Here is a 17427-nt window from a genome sequence, read left to right as displayed (position 1 = left end):
ACGCGGAATTTCCCCACAGAAGAGTATCTGAACGGATGATCCTGTTGCGCACTCTCGGCCTCATGCTGGTGTTCCTGGTGGCAAGCCTATTGCCGTCGAACGCAGCCGAAGCCGATCTGCGCGCCATCGTCGCCAAATTCGCCACGAGCACGGGCTTTGCCGCCACTGAGGCCGTCGTGCGCGAACTTGCCGCCACCGGCGATCCGCTGGTCGAGCGCCCGCTTGCAGCGCTCGCCGAAGGCAACCTTTACATCCGTAAAGCCGATTCAGCCGTCTTCGTCGGCAGTGAGGCCGCCGACAGCGTCACGCTGCTCGACCCGCTGAGTGGCGAGAAAGCCGGCGACGCCCCCAAGGCCGACATCACGAAGATCAAGGTCAACAACACGCTGCGTCGTGTCATCCGAGATGCACTGGGAACGCTGACGTTGCGCGCGAAAGATCCTTCTGTCCGCATCGCCGCCGCCGACACCATGTTCAAGACCCCCGATGCCGCCAATATCGAGCCGCTCGATGCAGCCATCGCCGCCGAGACCGACGCCAAGGTCAAGGCATTGTTCGAACAGGCGCGCGCGGCATCGGTGCTGGTCTCCGACAAGCCGGAGGCCGACAAGCTTGCCGCCATTGCCCTGATCGGCGCGCGCGGCGACCGCGACGCGGTCTCGCTGCTCACCGCGGTCGAGGCCAATGCGCAAGGCGCGGTCAAGGATGCCGCGACGGCGGCAATCGCCAGCATCAATTCGAGCCTGGCGCTGTGGGATGCCGGCCAGAACATATGGTACGGCATCTCGCTTGGCTCGGTGCTGCTGCTGGCCGCCATCGGCCTCGCCATCACCTTCGGCGTCATGGGCGTCATCAACATGGCGCATGGCGAGATGGTGATGCTCGGCGCCTACACCACCTTCGTCGTCCAGCAGGTGATCCGAACCTCATTCCCCGGCCTGTTCGACTGGTCGCTGGTGATCGCGCTGCCGCTCGCCTTCCTGGTTGCCGCTTCCGTCGGCCTGATCATCGAGCGCGGCGTCATCCGTTTCCTCTACGGCCGGCCGCTGGAAACGCTGCTCGCAACCTGGGGCGTCTCGCTTGTCCTGCAGCAGGCGGTGCGCTCGATCTTCGGACCGACCAACCAGGAGGTCGGCAACCCCTCCTGGATGTCGGGATCGTTCGATGTCGGCCAACTCGCCGTCACCTGGAACCGCCTCTGGATCCTGGTCTTCGCGCTCACCGTCTTCGGCGTGCTGCTCTTTGTTATGAAGCGCACGCCCTGGGGCCTTCAGATGCGCGCCGTCACCGCCAACCGCCGCATGGCCGCCTCGATGGGCATCAGGACGCCTTGGGTCGATGCGCTGACCTTTGCGCTCGGCTCCGGCATTGCCGGCATTGCCGGCGTCGCGCTCAGCCAGATCGACAATGTCTCGCCCAATCTCGGCCGCGGCTACATCATCGACAGCTTCATGGTCGTGGTCTTCGGCGGTGTCGGCAATCTCTGGGGCACGCTGGTCGGCGCCTTCTCGCTCGGCATCGTCAACAAGGTTCTCGAACCCTATGCTGGCGCGGTGCTCGGCAAGATCGTCGTGCTGGTGCTGATCATCCTGTTCATCCAGAAGCGCCCGCGCGGCCTGTTCGCGCTCAAGGGCAGGGCGGTGGAAACATGATCACGGGACGCTTCTTCGCCGCGGGTGCCGACCGTCGCATCGCCATCACTATTTTCATCCTGCTGACGGCCGCCATTATCGTGCCGCTGCTCAACCTCGCAGTGTCGCCGCAAAGCGCGTTCTATATTCCGTCCTACATCGTCGCGTTGACGGGCAAGTACCTCTGCTATGCATTGCTTGCCTTGGCGCTCGATCTCGTCTGGGGCTATTGCGGCATCCTCTCGCTCGGCCATGGCGCCTTCTTCGCCCTCGGCGGCTATGCGATGGGCATGTACCTCATGCGCCAGATCGGCTCGCGCGGCGTTTACGGCAATCCGATCCTGCCCGATTTCATGGTGTTCCTGAACTACAAGGAATTGCCCTGGTTCTGGACCGGTTTCGACCACTTCTGGTTCGCCGCCATCATGGTGCTGGCGGTGCCCGGCCTGCTCGCCTTCGTCTTCGGCTGGTTCGCCTTCCGCAGCCGCGTCACCGGCGTCTATCTCTCCATCATCACCCAGGCGATGACCTACGCGCTGCTGCTCGCCTTCTTCCGCAACGACATGGGTTTCGGCGGCAACAACGGCTTGACCGATTTCAAGGATATTCTGGGCTTCAACGTGCAGGCCGACGCCACCCGCTCGGCCCTGTTTGCCGCCAGCGCCATCATACTCGCGCTCGCCGTCTTCATCACCTGGGCGATCGTCGGCTCCAAATACGGCAAGCTGCTGATGGCGGTGCGCGACGCCGAGAGCCGCACCCGCTTCCTCGGCTGGCGGGCGGAGAACGTGAAGCTGTTTGCCTTCACCGTCTCGGCTGTCATGGCCGGCATCGCCGGCGCGCTCTATGTGCCGCAGGTCGGTATCATCAATCCCGGCGAATTCGAGCCGTCCAATTCCATCGAAGTCGTGATCTGGGCAGCCGTCGGTGGGCGCGGCACCATTGTCGGCCCGATCGTCGGCGCGCTGCTGGTCAACGCCGGCAAATCCTGGTTCACCGGCCTGCTGCCGGAGTTCTGGCTGTTTGCGCTCGGCGGCCTGTTCGTCGCCGTAACCCTGTTCCTGCCCAAGGGCATCGTCGGCATGTGGGATTCCTGGCGCGGTAACGCTCGGGCGATGCGGGCTGCAGCGATTGCAGAGGAAGCGGGCACAGACCCTGATGCCCCGCCGCCATCGAAGATCGTGCGCAGCGCAGCAACAACGCCCGGTGCCTGGTCCGCGTCCGGGCCTGAACCGCAGCCGGCGGAATAGAGCGATGTCGAAGTCCAACACCATCCTCTATCTCGACGGCGTCTCGGTCTCCTTCGACGGTTTCCGCGCCATCAACAATCTGTCGCTGGTGCTCGACAAGGGCGAGATGCGCGCCATCATCGGTCCCAACGGCGCCGGCAAGACGACGATGATGGACATCGTCACCGGCAAGACCCGGCCCGACGAGGGCGAAGTGTTCTTCGACGGCCAGGTCGATCTGACCCGGCACGACGAGGCGGAGATCGCCATGATGGGCATCGGCCGCAAATTCCAGAAGCCGACCGTCTTCGAAAGCCACAGCGTCGAAGACAATCTGATGCTGGCGCTGAAGGGCCCGCGCTCGATCTTTCCGGCGCTGTTCCATCGCCGCTCGGCCGCCGAAGCCAGACAGATCGACGACATCCTCGGCATCATCCGGCTGGGCGACAAGCGCCACGATCTGGCAGCCAATCTCAGCCATGGCCAGAAACAGTGGCTGGAGATCGGCATGCTGCTGGCGCAGGACCCGAAGCTGCTTTTGGTTGACGAGCCGGTCGCAGGGATGACCGATGCCGAGACCGAGGAAACCGCGCGGCTGCTCAAGGACATAGCGCGCGAGCATTCGGTCATCGTCGTCGAGCACGACATGCATTTCGTGCGCGAACTCGGCGTCAAGGTCACCTGCCTGCATGAGGGCTCGGTGCTGTCGGAAGGCTCGCTCGATTTCGTCTCGGCCGACGAGCGGGTCGTCGAAGTTTATCTCGGGAGATGAGCATGGTCTGGCGGGTGCAATTCCATCGCTTCGACTTTTCGTTCCTCCGCTTCTGGAGAAGGCGCTGACATGCTCGAAGTTTCCAACGCCACGCTCCATTACGGCGCTGCTCAGGCGCTGCGCGGTGTGTCGCTGACGGCGGGTGCCGGCAAGATCACCTGCGTGCTCGGCCGCAACGGCGTCGGCAAGACCAGTTTGATGAGATCGATCGTCGGCCACCACCGGCTGAAGAGCGGAAGCGTTGCCTTCGAGGGGAAGGCGCTCGACCGGAGCGCGGCGTATGATCGCGCCCGGTCGGGCATCGCATTCGTACCGCAGGGCAGGGAGATCTTTCCGCTGCTGACGGTGCGCGAAAACCTGGAGTCCGGCTTTGCGCCGTTGAAGCGCGCCGACCGCAACGTGCCGGCGCATGTCTTCGAACTGTTTCCGGTGCTGAAGCAGATGCTGGGGCGCCGCGGCGGCGATCTCTCCGGCGGCCAGCAGCAGCAGCTCGCCATCGGCCGGGCGCTCGTCATGCGGCCGAAACTGCTGGTGCTTGATGAGCCGACCGAAGGCATCCAGCCCTCGATCATCAAGGACATCGGCCGCGCCATCCGTTATTTGCGCGACCAGGCCGGCATCGCGGTGCTTCTGGTCGAGCAATATCTCGACTTCTGCCGCGAGCTTGCCGACGAGGTCAACATCATGGACCGTGGCCAGATCGTCCACACCGGCCCGGCCGAAGATCTCGACCGGGCGGATGTCAGGAAGTTTCTGACGGTTTAACGCAGGTCGACGGCTGCACGGATCGTACACGTCGAAGATTGGCTGAAATGCCCACAATCACTTCGTCATTCTAGGGCGGAGCCAAGGAGCGGAGCGACGCGCGCAGACCCTAGAATCCATGCCGCGACATCAGCCAAAGAGTGCCGCGATGCAGAACAAGATCGCTTCTGCGGCACATTGGCATTCCACATTCTGCACCGTTAATGACGCTTCTTCGTCCCGGCATGGATCCCTGGGTCTTCGCTCCGCTTCGCGTCGCTACGCCCAAGGATGATGAAGTCGCGAAGGTCCGCACCCGTTGCGTCGGACTTTCGTCCGAGGCCGCCACACTCTGGCACGCCGAATACTACATGCTAGTCTTTCCTAGGCCTCGGTGAGTCGGCCGCTTCCGTATCAGTCTGGTTCTGTAGCAGATCGAGGGAATATGCTGGCTCAGCCTGCAAGTTCCACGCAAGCAAGCCACCCTAGCTTCCCTCGCAGTTCTGATTGTCGGTCAATGCGTTCAGATAATCTTGCCAGGAGAATAGGGCTATGGAACGGTTCGTCGAGGACCACCAGAAACGACGGCTGACAGAGCGTGTCGACATCATCACCGCCATCAACATTCTGCGCTCGCAAGGCTACCAGCAGGATGAGCTGATCGGCGAAATCACCAAGGTTTTCTACGTCGACCTCGACACTTACAACGAGATCGTCATAGCGGCCTAAAAGCGCGTCGCGCCTGAACGGCCTCATGCGACGCGCTTTGGGGTGTTGTTTTACGTGTGTGAGGTTCAGGCCGGCTGAATATCAGCCCAGCCTACCCGGCGCGCCGGAAGGCGAGCACACGGTTGCGGCCGCCGCGCTTGGCGCCGTAAAGCGCCTTGTCGGCGGCGCTGAGCACCTTGTCGAATTTGGTGCCGCCCTCGCTGCCGAAGGCGTAGCCGGCGCTGACGGTGCAGGACAGCAGGCGGGTCTCGGTATCGATCCGGCGCATGGCAAAACTGGCCCGGATCCGCTCGGCTATGAATTCCACCTTTTCAGGCAAGGTGCGATCGAGCACCAATGCAAATTCCTCTCCGCCCATGCGCGCGGCGACATCGCCCGGCTGGAGATTGGCGGTCAAATCCTTGGCGAACAGTTTCAGCACCTCGTCGCCGGTGGCATGGCCGAACTCGTCATTTATCGCCTTGAAGCCGTCGAGATCGAACACGATCACGGCGGTGAAGGACCGGACCGGTGTTTTGCCGTGCAGGTCGAACAAAGCGCGCCGGTTGAGCAGTCCGGTCAGCGGATCGGTCAGCGCTTCGCGGCGATGATGCTGCGCCAGGCGTCCCTGGTTGAGCGCCAGCGAGAGCGCGCCGATGCCGGTCATGCACGCGATGACGACGATGAGGCTGAAATCCTCGGCCCAGTTGCTCGGCGCATGGCCAAGCACCAGCCTGCCATCCCAGACAAGTGCACCGGAGCACAGCACGAAGGAAATTGCGGTGGCGGTGTAGAGCCCGGCAATGCCGAGGATCGGGGCAGGGAATTCCGTGCGGCCCTTCCAGTATTCATAGGCCGTCGCAAACAAAAGCAGCGCGGCGAAGGCATTCTCCAGCATGAAGCCCAGCCCGTCATAGCCAAGCGCCATCGGCGGCAAGGCGACTGCCAGCGAGACGCCGGCGCCGACAGCGATGCGCGGCAATGGCGAGCGGCCGGTCGTGAATTGATGGGCCGCGCCCAGCATGGTCGCGAAGCCGAGCAGCAGGAACGTGAAGCTGGCGAGGCCGAGCAGGCGCCCGGGCGCGTCGATATAGGCCTGGTAGGCGAAGACGTCGGCAACGATCAGAAGCACGCTGACGGCCCAGGTCAGCAGGAATTTTTCCGAGCGCGCGGTAAGCCAGATGCCGAACAGCGTCAGGCCGAGGCAAGCGGCGGAAAACCCGACAGCCAACAGAAGGGAACTGTAGTCGAGCGACATGCCCTCGTCCTTGCGCGCGGCGGCCGGCCTCTAGAAAGGACCCGCACCGGATTTATGCAGGAAGGAGGTATCGATAAGGTTACGATGCGCATAAGCTATCACGCTTCGGTTGATCGTAGCAATTCTGGGTTGAAACCCTTTTCAAGGGAAAGCGCTTCCCGGATTTCCGGGAAAACCGGTCCACACTTTTCCTGGAATTGCTCCTAATGCATGTCGCCCAGAAGTGTGCCGCGGTTCTGGGACAACGGCATGCATCAAGACAAAGACTTAAATCGCGTCGTATGAATCCGTTTCAGCGCGACGCGCTTTAACCGATCAGCTCACCCGCTTCATCAGCGCCATGGCGCCGAACGGCGCGCGCACCTTGCCCTCGGTGATGAAGTAGACGAACACATCGCGCGGTTTCACCGGCGCGTCGAAAGTCGGATCGGCGCGCCGCAGATCGGCCGGCTGCTTGCCTTGCGCCCAGGTCTTCACCCGCGCTGCCCATTCGTCCAGGCCATTCGGCGTATAGCAATCCGGATTGTCGTCGCTGCCGGTCTGCAGCCGCGCATAGATAAAATCGCCGGTGATGTCGGCGATACCAGGATATTTGGCATGGTCGGCATAGACGATTGCCGCCTTGTATTTGCGCGCCAGGCCCACAAATTCCGGCACGCTGAAACTGTCGTTGCGCACTTCCAGCGCATGGCGCAGCGCCACGCCATCCTGCTTTTCCGGCAGCAGCTTCAGGAAGGCCTCGAAATCGTCGGCGTCGAACTTTTTCGTCGGCGCGAACTGCCACAGGATCGGGCCCAGCTTGTCGCCCAGCGCGGCAATGCCGGAGCCGAGGAAGCGCGTCATGGACTCGCCGGCTTCGCCAAGCACGCGGCGGTTGGTGACGAAGCGATTGCCCTTCAGCGAATAGACGAAACCGTCCGGCGCCTCGCCCGCCCATTTGACGAAGGTCGGCTCCTTGAAGCTGGAATAGTAGGTGCCGTTGACCTCGATGCTCGGTACCTGGCGGGTGGCGTAACTCAGCTGTTTGGCCTTGGAAAGCTTGTCCGGGTAGAAGGACGTATCCCAGGGTTCGAAAGTCCAGCCGCCCATCCCGGCGCGGATTGTTCCTTGGCTGATCATCGTCTTCCTCCCAGTTCTAAAAATGCGGTCAGGCTATTTTTCCAACCGGTTTGATCATGTCGACCACGGTCCATCCGGGACGGTGGGGATTGGCTCGGCGGCCCGTTTCGTGGAAGCCATAGGCCGTATAGATCTCGATGTTCCGCTCCATGCGCGAATTGGTGTAGAGCCGCACCTCCGGCACACCCCATAGCGCGCCTGTTCCTGGGCGAAGTCGAGCAGCGCGGTGCCGAGTTTCCTGCCCTGGAAAGCGGGGGAGACCGCGACGCTGAAGATCATCGCATGATCGGGATGGCGCTCAATAACGATCAGCCCGGCGAGTTCCGCGCCGCTCTCCAAGAGCCAGACCTCGCCACGCTCGATGCGTGGCGCATAGTCCTCGGTGACTGGGAGCGGCGGCGCGCCTAACAGGGGCGTGTAGTGCTCATAGGCGGTCTGCGTCAGCGAGACGACTGCGTCGAGATCACCGGCAAGCGCCTGTCGGACTGTCATTCAAAGCTCTCCAGGCGCCCGACCGGTCTGTCAGTTACTCCGCCGCTTCGCGCTTGCCTCCGGGCCGCCGCTCCAAAAGCTCCTTCAGGAACTGGCCGGTGTAGCTGCGCTTTTCGCGCACGATGGCTTCCGGTGTGCCCTGTGCCACCAGTTCGCCACCGCCATCGCCGCCTTCGGGGCCGAGGTCGAGCACCCAGTCGGCGGTCTTGATGACTTCGAGATTGTGCTCGATGACCACCACCGTGTTGCCCTGGTCGACCAGTTCGTGAAGCACTTCCAGCAACTTGGCGACGTCGTGGAAGTGCAGGCCGGTGGTCGGCTCGTCGAGGATGTAGAGCGTCTTGCCGGTCGCCTTGCGCGACAATTCCTTGGCGAGCTTGATGCGCTGCGCCTCGCCGCCCGACAGCGTCGTCGCCTGCTGGCCGATATGGATGTAGCCGAGGCCGACCTGCTTCAGCGTGTCGAGCTTGTCGCGCACGCCGGGCACGGCGGCAAAGAAATCGACACCTTCCTCGACCGTCATGTCCAAGACGTCCGCGATCGACTTGCCCTTGAACACTACATCCAGCGTCTCGCGGTTATAGCGCTTGCCATGGCAGACGTCGCAGGTGACATAGACGTCGGGCAAGAAGTGCATCTCGATCTTGATGACGCCGTCGCCCTGGCAGGCTTCGCAGCGGCCGCCCTTGACGTTGAAGGAGAAGCGCCCCGGCTGGTAGCCGCGGGCCTTGGCTTCGGGCAGGCCGGCGAACCAGTCGCGGATCGGTGTGAAGGCGCCGGTGTAGGTGGCCGGGTTCGAACGCGGTGTGCGGCCGATCGGCGACTGGTCGATGTCGATGACCTTGTCGAGGAATTCGAGGCCCTCGATGCGGTCGTGATCGGCCGGATGCTCGCGCGAGCCCATGATGCGGCGCGACGCCGCCTTGAACAGCGTCTCGATCAGGAAGGTCGATTTGCCGCCGCCAGACACGCCGGTGACGGCGGTAAAAGTGCCGAGCGGGATTTCGGCAGTGACGTTCTTGAGATTGTTGCCGCGCGCGCCGACGATCTTCAGCCGGCGGTTCTTCTTGGCCTCGCGCCTGACACCGGGCGTGGCGACTTCGAGCGCGCCCGACAGATATTTGCCGGTGATCGAATTAGGATTGGCCATCACCTGCTGCGGCGTGCCTTGGGCGATGATCTCGCCGCCATGAATGCCGGCGGCCGGACCCATGTCGACGACATAATCGGCATGCAGGATGGCGTCCTCGTCATGCTCGACGACGATCACCGTGTTGCCGATGTCGCGCAGATGCTTGAGCGTGTCGAGCAGGCGGGCATTGTCGCGTTGGTGCAGGCCGATCGACGGCTCGTCCAGCACATAGAGCACGCCGGTGAGGCCGGAGCCGATCTGCGAGGCCAGACGGATGCGCTGGCTCTCGCCGCCCGACAGCGTGCCGGAATTGCGCGACAGCGTCAGATAGTCGAGGCCGACATCGTTGAGGAAGCGCAGGCGGTCACGGATTTCCTTGAGAACGCGCACCGCGATCTCGTTCTGCTGGTCGTTGAGATGTGGCGGCAGTTCGGTGAACCACTGGTCGGCCTTGCGGATCGACAGCTCTGTGACTTCGCCGATATGCTTGCCGGCGATCTTCACCGCCAGCGCTTCCGGCTTCAGCCGGTATCCCTTGCAGACCGGGCAGGGCGTCGCCGACATGAAGCGCTCGATCTCCTCGCGCATCCAGGCGGATTCGGTTTCCTTCCACCGCCGTTCGAGATTGGGAATGACGCCCTCGAACGTCTTGGTGGTCTTGTAGGAGCGCAGGCCGTCATCATATTGGAAGGTGACCTCGCGCTCGCCGGTGCCACGCAGGACGGCATCCTTTGCCTCTTCGGTCAGGTCTTTGAACTTGTCGCCGAGCTTGAAGCCGTATGCCTTGCCCAGCGCTTCCAGCGTCTGCGCATAATAGGGCGAGGTCGATTTCGCCCACGGGCTGACGGCGCCGTCGCGCAGCGAGACGTTTTCGTCCGGCACGATCAGGCTGGCGTCGATGGCGCGCTGATTGCCGAGGCCGTCGCAGGTCGGGCAGGCGCCGAACGGGTTGTTGAACGAGAACAGCCTGGGCTCGATTTCCGGAATGGTGAAGCCGGAAACCGGGCAGGCGAATTTTTCCGAGAACAGGATGCGCTCATGCGTCTCGTTCTTCGATTTGTTGACCGAGTCCTCGCCGGTCTGGCTGGCGTCGAGCGGCCGGTCGGCGAACTCGGCCACCGCCAGCCCTTCGGCGAGCTTCAGCGCCGTTTCGATGGAATCGGCAAGCCGTGTCGCCAGGTCGCCGCGCACGACGATGCGGTCGACGACGACGTCTATGTCGTGCTTGTACTTCTTGTCCAGCGCCGGCACGTCGGCGATCTCGTAGAAGACGCCGTCGACCTTGACGCGCTGAAAGCCCTTCTTCTGCAGCTCCAGCAGTTCCTTGCGATATTCGCCCTTGCGGCCGCGCACGATCGGCGCCAGCAGGAAAAGGCGCGTGCCTTCCTCGACAGCCAGCACCCGGTCGACCATCTGGCTGACCGTCTGGCTTTCGATCGGCAGGCCGGTCGCCGGCGAATAGGGGATGCCGACGCGCGCGAACAGCAGGCGCATGTAGTCGTAGATCTCGGTGACGGTGCCGACCGTCGAGCGTGGGTTCTTCGACGTGGTCTTCTGCTCGATCGAGATGGCCGGCGACAGCCCGTCGATCTGGTCGACATCCGGCTTCTGCATCATTTCGAGGAACTGGCGCGCATAAGCCGACAGGCTCTCGACGTAACGGCGCTGGCCCTCGGCATAGATGGTGTCGAAAGCAAGCGACGATTTGCCGGAGCCCGACAGGCCGGTCATGACGATCAGGCTGTCACGCGGCAGGTCGAGATCGACATTCTTTAGGTTGTGTTCGCGTGCCCCGCGAATGGAAAGGTATTTATGGTCGGCCATCGCCGGTCGCCGCCTCAGGTCTGGTGTCAGTGGGATCGGCGGGTTTTCCCGGCCATTCCCTATGTAGGTATTTTTGCCGCCACGTCGAGAGACGCCACACTTCTCGACCAAAGCCGTTTAACCGTCTTTCGCGCGAACGGGCAAGCGGAAAGAACAAAGACCGAACACGCTCCTGACAAAGCTGTGCAGAAACTGACAAGGGTGTTTCAGAAACTGACCCTGACGTAAGCTCCCGACGATCACATTTTCCGTAACCGGCTATTCAAGGTTGACGCCGTCAAATCAGGGGCGCACTCTGCCGGAGTCAACGGAGCCGGCCGTCTTTGATGGCCTCGCCGCCCATAGCGGCCTGCGAGACGCCGCAGGTTTTTGCGATTTGTGCTTCGGATTGACACCAGTCGCAACGGACATAGGAGCGGAGCATGACGCCACCGGATAGTCCCTTGAGGCTCCACCTGCTAGTGGAGCCGCGGCGGGCATAAGTGCCAGGTAGTTTCAAGGCATTGGAGTGTATGCGTCCAAACGAACGCATCGCGTCAGTCCAACAAACCACCAGACAAACCGTGACCTGCCGAATCCCACAAAAATCAGAGACGGCTAGTCGGATCGTCGGCTGAATGCCGCGAAGCATCCGAAATCAAAGTCGGTATAACACTACCGGCAGTTTGGATTTGGAATCCAAAAAAAGCCCCGACCGTTAGCGGAAGCAACGGCGGGGCTGTTCTTTTGCGAGGAAGTCGTCGGCGCAGGCTTTCTCTCCCGTATAGTAGCTGGGAGAAGGGGCTACCGGCGCGGCGGCTTGATCCCACCCGTGCCGACATCGACAGTGATGCTGCCGGAAATCCTGACATCGGTGTCGCCGATCTTGAACGTGCCGTTCTCGCCGGGAGGCAGCGCGTCGTCCGGCTCCGGCTGCGGCGCGGGCTTGGCGATGCGGTAGTCGACGGCCACGCCGGGCAGGGCGCCTTTCCGCGACGTGCTGGTGCTGCCCCCGGCAAAGGCCATGCTCGATGTCGCCGCCGTGATGGCAATGGCTATGGTCAGTCTGTTCAGGTGGTAGCGCATGGCAAGACTATAGTGCCGCGCTCAAGGCGAGGCCAGACCAGAGGCGTTGAAATTGAGGGAACACCGGCCCTGCATTCAATCCGCCGATCAGGCCGCTGCCTGCTTGCGGGTGTCGAAGACGTGGTCGACGAGGCCCCAGTCCTTGGCCTCCTTCGCGGTCATGAAGAAATCGCGGTCGAGCGTGCGTTCGACCTCTTCGTGGGTGCGGCCGCAATGGTGAGCGTAGAGGTCGGCCATGTGCCGCTTGGTGCGCAAAATGCCTTCGGCGTGACGCTGGATGTCGGAGGCCTGGCCCTGGAAGCCGCCCAAAGGCTGATGCAGCACGATGCTGGCATTGGGCAGCGCGATGCGCCGCCCCGGCGTTCCCGCCATCAGCAGGAAGGAGGCCATCGACGCGGCAAAGCCCATGCACACGGTCGACACCGGGCAGCTGACATATTGCATCGTGTCGTAGATGGCGAAACCGCTGGTCACCACGCCGCCCGGCGAGTTGATGTAGAGCGAGATCTCCTTGTCGGGATTGTCCGATTCCAGCGACAGGAGCTGGGCGCAGACCAGCGCCGACATGCCGTCATTGATCTCGCCATTGACGAAGATGATGCGCTCGCGCAGCAGCCGCGAGAAAATGTCGAAGGCGCGTTCGCCGCGGCTCGATTGCTCGATCACCATCGGCACCAGATTGGCAAAGCCGCTCATCTCATTGTCTCCGTTTTGATTTTTCCGGTTCAGGCAGCGCGCAGCAACAGGCGCGGCGCGTTGGCGGCGACAGGCGGTTTGGGCTTGTATGCGCGCAGCGAGAGCCGGCAGCCGGCGCCGGCCATCGCAACCGCAGGCGTCAGGACAAACCCGTCATGGACGATGCGCAGATGCGTGCCGCCGGAAACGGTGCGGGCGAGTGTGAAGGTGACGATGCTCTCCAGCTCCTCGCGGTCGGCGTCGCCGGAACGCTCGCGCCAGGAATAGCGCAGCAGGCGCCCCGGTTCGGCATCGAGCACTTCGCACTCGATCGGCTTCTCAGGCCCGGCAAAGGCAAAGCGGCTGCCGGTTTCCGGATTGATGTCGTTCGGCATCATCCATTCCGCCAAGAGGTCCGGCACGGTCAGTGCCCGCCACACTTTTTCCGGTGCGTCCGGCAGATCGCATTCGAAGGCGAGGGCATCTTTGGCGGTCTGCGTCTGCTTTTCGTCGGTCATTGGTCCATGTCCTTCAAAACGGCCTTCAGTCTTTCGATGCGCTCCGGCCAGAATGCGCGGTAGCGTTCGATCCAGCCGAGCAGCGGCTCGAGCCCTTGCGGATCCGCGCGATAGTAGGCGTTGCGGCCGGCCCGCCTTTCGCTGACCAGGCCGGCGCCGCGCAGCACGGCAAGGTGCTGCGACACCGCCGGCTGCGACACGCTCATGCCGGTGCGCAACTCCGAAACGCTCATCTCGCCGCAAGTCAGCCGCTCATAGACGGCGCGTCGCGTCGGGTCGGCCAGGGCGCGAAAAATCTCTGCTTCGATCATGGCAAAAGCATAAGTCGATACTTATCGATTTGGCAAGGGGTGTTTTGAATGCCCCGTATTGATTGGATCCTGCCGGGCCTCTAATCCATGGGGAACAAGATGGGCCGCTCATCGCGAGGCAGGAGTAGTATTTATGAATTCCAACGTCGATCTTTCGTCCGCCGAGAACCTCAACGAGGCTCTGAGGCTCTATCGCCGCCTCGTACTCGGTATAGGAGCGATCGCCGTCATCGGTTTCGTGGCCGTGATCTTGTTGGCCAAGCTGGGTACGGCGCTATCGCCGCCATACGGGATTTACATCTTCGGCGAAGGATTGGGGACCTGGGGCCTGATCGCGGTGGTAGCGGCGCTCGTCGCTCAGGTGTGGTGGCACGGGCGCGCGATCGGGAAATTGCTGAATGACCCGGCTCTGAAATCTGAACCTGCAGTCGGGCTGATGTCGGCCCCAACCGTGATCGCACAGCGCGCCCATGCCATGGGCATGGAGTGGAGCGGCTTTTTCGGTCCGTTGCGACCAGTGAAAAAACGGCGCTGACGACACCGCTTCTCGCCGCTGCGTGTCAGCTAAATCCACGCGCCCGCGTCGGCGATTGCTGCCATTCCTTGACAATCCGTGGTTAACAGTATAGGAACGAAAAGGGAACAAAAACCTTGTGGGAAAAGCCAGCCGCGGCAAGCCAGGATTGTCCGCGGCCTGTAAGGTGAACGACTTGAAATTTGTTTCGGATGAGCGCGGAGAAGTGTCATGGCGGGTAGCGTCAACAAGGTCATTCTGGTCGGTAACCTCGGCGCGGACCCTGAAATCCGCCGCCTGAATTCTGGTGACCCGGTCGTCAACATCCGCATCGCCACGTCGGAAAGCTGGCGCGACAAGAACTCCGGCGAGCGCAAGGAAAAGACCGAATGGCACAACGTGGTCATTTTCAATGACCAGATCGCCAAGGTCGCCGAGCAGTACCTGAAGAAGGGCATGAAGGTTTACGTCGAAGGCCAGCTGCAGACACGCAAATGGCAGGACCAGACCGGCGCCGACAAGTACACGACCGAAGTCGTGTTGCAGAAATTCCGCGGCGAGCTGCAGATGCTCGATTCTCGCGGCGAGGGCGGCGGTCAGGTCGGCAACTATGCCGGCGGCGGCGGCGCGAGCCGTGGCTCGGATTTCGGCCAGTCTGGCCCCAATGAGAGCTTCAATCGCGGCGGCAACAGCGGTGGCGGCGGTTCCAAGGGCGGCGGTGGCGGCGGCTCGTCGCGCGAACTGGACGACGAAATCCCGTTCTGAGCTGACGATAGTCAGCGATATCTGAGGAGAGGGCGCGATGTCGCTCGGACCGCTTCTGTCGGCGCGCCCTCCCATTCCATGGCACGCCTTCGCGGCCCTTGCCGCGCTGGCCATTGGCGCTACGCAACTGGCACTGCCGAAAGGCACGACGCGCCATCGTGTCGTCGGCTATACCTGGGCGGCGCTGATGCTGGTCGTCGCCATCTCCAGTTTCTGGATCCAGCAGATACGCCTCGTCGGTCCGTTCAGCCCGATCCATCTCTTGTCGATTTTAGTGTTGATCGCCGTGCCGCTGGCGGTCTGGCACGCGCATATGCATCGGGTCGCCAAACATCGCAGGGTCATGATATCGCTGTATGTTTTCGCCCTGATCGGCGCCGGCGTGTTCACGCTGCTGCCGGGGCGGATCATGCACACGGTCGTCTTCGGCCAGTGACGCTTTCTGAAAGGAAGATTGCCGTGAAAGCGCGGATCAAATGGGTCGAGGAGCGCACCTTCGTCGGCGAGTCCGGCAGCGGCCACAAACTGGTGCTGGGGACCGCCCCCGGGCCGGAAGGCAAGACGCCGGGTCCGAGCCCGATGGAACTGGTGCTGATCGGCACCGGCGGCTGCTCGGCCTATGATGTCGTCCACATCCTCGAAAAAGGCCGCGAGGCGATCGAGGACTGTGTTGTCGAACTCGACGCCGACCGGGCCGAAACCGACCCGAAAGTCTTCACCCGCATCCACATGCATTTCATCGTCACGGGCCACGCGCTGTCGCGCGACAAGGTCCAGCGCGCCATCAACCTGTCGATCGAGAAATACTGCTCGGCCTCGGCCATGCTGGCCAAGACGGCTGTCATCACCCACGATTTCGAGGTCGTCGATACGGCGGTGGAGTAGGGAGCAGGGAGCAGGGGCTGCCGCTTACCCCGCCATCAGCGCCTTGATGCCATCCGCGACGAACTGAACCGCAAGCGCGGCCAGGATGACGCCGAGCAGGCGGGTGAGGATCGAGCGGCCGGTCTGGCCGAGGATGCGGTCGATGCGCTCCGACAGCACGAACACCAGATAGGTGATGGCAAGGCAGACGAAGATGATGCCGACCAGCGCCGCTTGTGCTGCAAAACCCTGAAAAGAGCCCGACAGTAGCACAGTCGCCGAAATCGCACCGGGGCCGGCTATCAGCGGGATCGCCAGCGGGAAGGCCGCGATGTTGTGGATCATGTCCTTGGTGATGGCGACGTCGCCGATCTTCTCCTTGCGGTCCTGGCGGCGCTCAAACACCATTTCGAACGCGATGAAGAACAGCAAAAACCCGCCGGCGACGCGGAAAGCCGGCAGCGTGATGCCGAACACCGACAGGATGGACGCCCCGGCCACCGCAAACAGCGCCATCACCAGGAAGCCGATGATCGAGGCGCGCACCGAAACCTGCTGACGTTCCTCGCGGTTCATGCCGCGTGTCACCGCGAGGAAGAGCGGCGCGAGACCTGGCGGGTCGATGGTCACCAGAATGGTGACGAAGGCGTTGAACAGGCTGTCGAAACTCGGCATCGCTGACCCCTCCCGCCGGGCCGGACCCCTGCGCCACCATAGTGGTAGAGCAAAGCCCGACCGGTGGGAACCGTCTGACATGGCGATACCGGAGACGCCGGCAGTGTTAGGCGGCAGCGTTGCAATAGGCCTCCAGGCGATAGCCGTCGGGATCGACGATGAAGGCAACGTAATAGTCCTCGCCATAGTCGGCGCGCAGGCCCGGCGCGCCATTGTCGCTGCCGCCTGCACGCAAGGCGGCGGCATGGAAGGCGACGACACTCTGCCTCGTCGGCGCGGCAAAGCAGAAATGCAGACCGGACTTCTCGTCCGATGGCACTGGCCGCTCCGCGTCGTTCACCCACAGCGCGACGGCTTGCGCACCATAACCCAGTGAGCCTGGCGACTGGCTGAGGCAGGAATAACCGAGCGGCTTTAGCGCGGCATCGTAGAAGGGCTTCGAAAAATTGGTGTCGCGGACGCCGATCGAGACATGGTCAAGCATGCTTTTGGTCACCTTTTTGCAATATGTTGCGTCATCAGTCGTGGGCGACGCGGCGCGCCAGGAACTCGACTTCGAGACGCCATGTCTTGCCATCGTCGTGCGAACGCTCGCCGAGCCAGCGGAAGCTGTCTTTGGTGATGCACGAAAAGCTCCAGCGGACCGAGGAACCAGTGCCGTCGGCGCCGACCTGCACAATCGTGTCGCCTTCGGCGCGACCAAGCTGGCGGCTGTAGTATTGGTTGCGCGGGTCGCTCCAGAAGATGTGCCAGGCATCCGAGCCGGGATCATAGGCCCGCAGCGTTGTGCCATAGAAAGTCCATTTGCCGAGAGAAGGCGAGGGGCCGGCATCCCGCGCGGGCAGGATCCATACATCCTGGATCGCCCTGCCTTCCAGGACCCAGCCGAAATGCACCTCGCCGCGTCCGGTGAGAACCGTGCCGTCCTCGAGATGGCGCGTGGCATCGAATGTCCAGGCGCCGACGAAGCGGCCGTAGAGATCAAGCTTTTCAGCCAGACCGGGGTTGGGGCCGTCGCTGTGGAGCGCTTCGGCAAAGGAGGATGTACCGATCATACTTGCTGCCTTCGTTGTGTCAGGAGGCTGCAAGCGATAGGCCCCGACCGGGTGTCGCGCTTGGGAAAAATTGCTA

Annotated in this window: 19 protein-coding genes and 1 pseudogene; 9 read left to right on the top strand and 11 right to left on the bottom strand. The window is 62.7% G+C overall.

All coding sequences use genetic code 11. The features are described from left to right. The first annotated feature begins 35 nt into the window (after window positions 1-35). From urtB to X730_RS1000000166520, 5 genes are all read left to right on the top strand, one after another. Complete coding sequence (gene urtB / locus X730_RS143015; protein WP_023826998.1) at window positions 36-1652, top strand: urea ABC transporter permease subunit UrtB; 1617 nt, start codon at window positions 36-38, stop codon at window positions 1650-1652. Further along, a complete protein-coding gene (gene urtC, locus X730_RS143020) occupies window positions 1649-2881 on the top strand; it encodes an urea ABC transporter permease subunit UrtC (protein WP_023670933.1) in 1233 nt (410 codons plus the stop codon). The genes urtB and urtC overlap by 4 nt, the downstream gene beginning before the upstream one ends. A 4-nt stretch (window positions 2882-2885) precedes the next feature. Further along, window positions 2886-3632 (top strand): urea ABC transporter ATP-binding protein UrtD, encoded by a 747-nt coding sequence (gene urtD, locus X730_RS143025; RefSeq protein ID WP_023670934.1) that lies wholly within the window; start codon window positions 2886-2888, stop codon window positions 3630-3632. A 69-nt stretch (window positions 3633-3701) separates the two neighbouring features. Continuing rightward, window positions 3702-4397 carry an urea ABC transporter ATP-binding subunit UrtE gene (gene urtE / locus X730_RS143030; protein ID WP_023826997.1) on the top strand — a complete coding sequence of 232 codons (696 nt, stop codon included), beginning with the start codon at window positions 3702-3704 and terminating at the stop codon, window positions 4395-4397. A 531-nt stretch (window positions 4398-4928) separates the two neighbouring features. Next, window positions 4929-5105 (top strand): hypothetical protein, encoded by a 177-nt coding sequence (locus X730_RS1000000166520; protein ID WP_023670936.1) that lies wholly within the window; start codon window positions 4929-4931, stop codon window positions 5103-5105. Window positions 5106-5196: 91 nt separating this feature from the next. On the opposite strand, the gene X730_RS143035 is transcribed toward X730_RS1000000166520, so the two are convergent. From X730_RS143035 to X730_RS143060, 8 genes and pseudogenes are all read right to left on the bottom strand, one after another. Continuing rightward, the gene (locus X730_RS143035) at window positions 5197-6342 is read right to left on the bottom strand and encodes a GGDEF domain-containing protein (protein WP_023670937.1); all 1146 of its coding nucleotides are present in this window, start codon (window positions 6340-6342) and stop codon (window positions 5197-5199) included. Window positions 6343-6657: 315 nt separating this feature from the next. Continuing rightward, window positions 6658-7461 carry a DUF72 domain-containing protein gene (locus X730_RS143040; RefSeq protein WP_023693383.1) on the bottom strand — a complete coding sequence of 268 codons (804 nt, stop codon included), beginning with the start codon at window positions 7459-7461 and terminating at the stop codon, window positions 6658-6660. Between the two features lie 28 nt (window positions 7462-7489). Then, a pseudogene (locus X730_RS01000000164670) lies at window positions 7490-7953 on the bottom strand (N-acetyltransferase). Window positions 7954-7987: 34 nt separating this feature from the next. After that, entirely contained in the window at window positions 7988-10909 is a 2922-nt protein-coding gene (gene uvrA, locus X730_RS143045) for an excinuclease ABC subunit UvrA (RefSeq protein ID WP_023670940.1), read from the bottom strand. Window positions 10910-11692: 783 nt separating this feature from the next. Further along, on the bottom strand, window positions 11693-11914 hold the full coding sequence (locus X730_RS07850; protein WP_032910214.1) for a hypothetical protein: 222 nt from the start codon (window positions 11912-11914) through the stop codon (window positions 11693-11695). Window positions 11915-12061: 147 nt separating this feature from the next. Beyond that, on the bottom strand, window positions 12062-12670 hold the full coding sequence (locus X730_RS143050) for an ATP-dependent Clp protease proteolytic subunit (protein WP_023684630.1): 609 nt from the start codon (window positions 12668-12670) through the stop codon (window positions 12062-12064). A gap of 29 nt (window positions 12671-12699) precedes the next feature. After that, a complete protein-coding gene (locus tag X730_RS143055) occupies window positions 12700-13167 on the bottom strand; it encodes an SRPBCC domain-containing protein (protein ID WP_023826993.1) in 468 nt (155 codons plus the stop codon). Beyond that, window positions 13164-13478: a metalloregulator ArsR/SmtB family transcription factor gene (locus X730_RS143060; RefSeq protein WP_023826992.1), complete on the bottom strand. Its 315-nt coding sequence runs from the start codon at window positions 13476-13478 to the stop codon at window positions 13164-13166. Before X730_RS143060 ends, X730_RS143055 begins: the two co-directional genes overlap by 4 nt. A 133-nt stretch (window positions 13479-13611) precedes the next feature. Between X730_RS143060 and X730_RS143065 the strand changes: the two genes are divergently transcribed. The 4 genes from X730_RS143065 to X730_RS143080 all read left to right on the top strand — a co-directional run bounded on the left by X730_RS143065 (window position 13612) and on the right by X730_RS143080 (window position 15642). Then, the gene (locus tag X730_RS143065; protein ID WP_023826991.1) at window positions 13612-14013 is read left to right on the top strand and encodes a hypothetical protein; all 402 of its coding nucleotides are present in this window, start codon (window positions 13612-13614) and stop codon (window positions 14011-14013) included. Between the two features lie 210 nt (window positions 14014-14223). Further along, window positions 14224-14757 carry a single-stranded DNA-binding protein gene (ssb, locus tag X730_RS143070; RefSeq protein WP_023670946.1) on the top strand — a complete coding sequence of 178 codons (534 nt, stop codon included), beginning with the start codon at window positions 14224-14226 and terminating at the stop codon, window positions 14755-14757. Window positions 14758-14794: 37 nt separating this feature from the next. Next, on the top strand, window positions 14795-15193 hold the full coding sequence (locus X730_RS143075) for a DUF2306 domain-containing protein (RefSeq protein WP_023752202.1): 399 nt from the start codon (window positions 14795-14797) through the stop codon (window positions 15191-15193). A 23-nt stretch (window positions 15194-15216) separates the two neighbouring features. Then, the gene (locus X730_RS143080) at window positions 15217-15642 is read left to right on the top strand and encodes an OsmC family protein (protein ID WP_023706191.1); all 426 of its coding nucleotides are present in this window, start codon (window positions 15217-15219) and stop codon (window positions 15640-15642) included. Window positions 15643-15666: 24 nt separating this feature from the next. On the opposite strand, the gene X730_RS143085 is transcribed toward X730_RS143080, so the two are convergent. The 3 genes from X730_RS143085 to X730_RS143095 all read right to left on the bottom strand — a co-directional run bounded on the left by X730_RS143085 (window position 15667) and on the right by X730_RS143095 (window position 17351). Beyond that, on the bottom strand, window positions 15667-16296 hold the full coding sequence (locus X730_RS143085; RefSeq protein ID WP_023670949.1) for a MarC family protein: 630 nt from the start codon (window positions 16294-16296) through the stop codon (window positions 15667-15669). Window positions 16297-16402: 106 nt separating this feature from the next. Beyond that, window positions 16403-16780 (bottom strand): VOC family protein, encoded by a 378-nt coding sequence (locus X730_RS143090; RefSeq protein ID WP_023754906.1) that lies wholly within the window; start codon window positions 16778-16780, stop codon window positions 16403-16405. A 34-nt stretch (window positions 16781-16814) separates the two neighbouring features. Continuing rightward, window positions 16815-17351 (bottom strand): hypothetical protein, encoded by a 537-nt coding sequence (locus X730_RS143095; protein ID WP_023754905.1) that lies wholly within the window; start codon window positions 17349-17351, stop codon window positions 16815-16817. Window positions 17352-17427: the final 76 nt, after the last annotated feature.

Origin of the sequence: Mesorhizobium sp. L103C131B0 (genome assembly GCF_000502275.1) — a bacterium.
Classification (GTDB): domain Bacteria; phylum Pseudomonadota; class Alphaproteobacteria; order Rhizobiales; family Rhizobiaceae; genus Mesorhizobium.
Note: the sequence above shows the minus strand (reverse complement) of the source record. Positions and strands in the feature narration are given on the sequence as shown.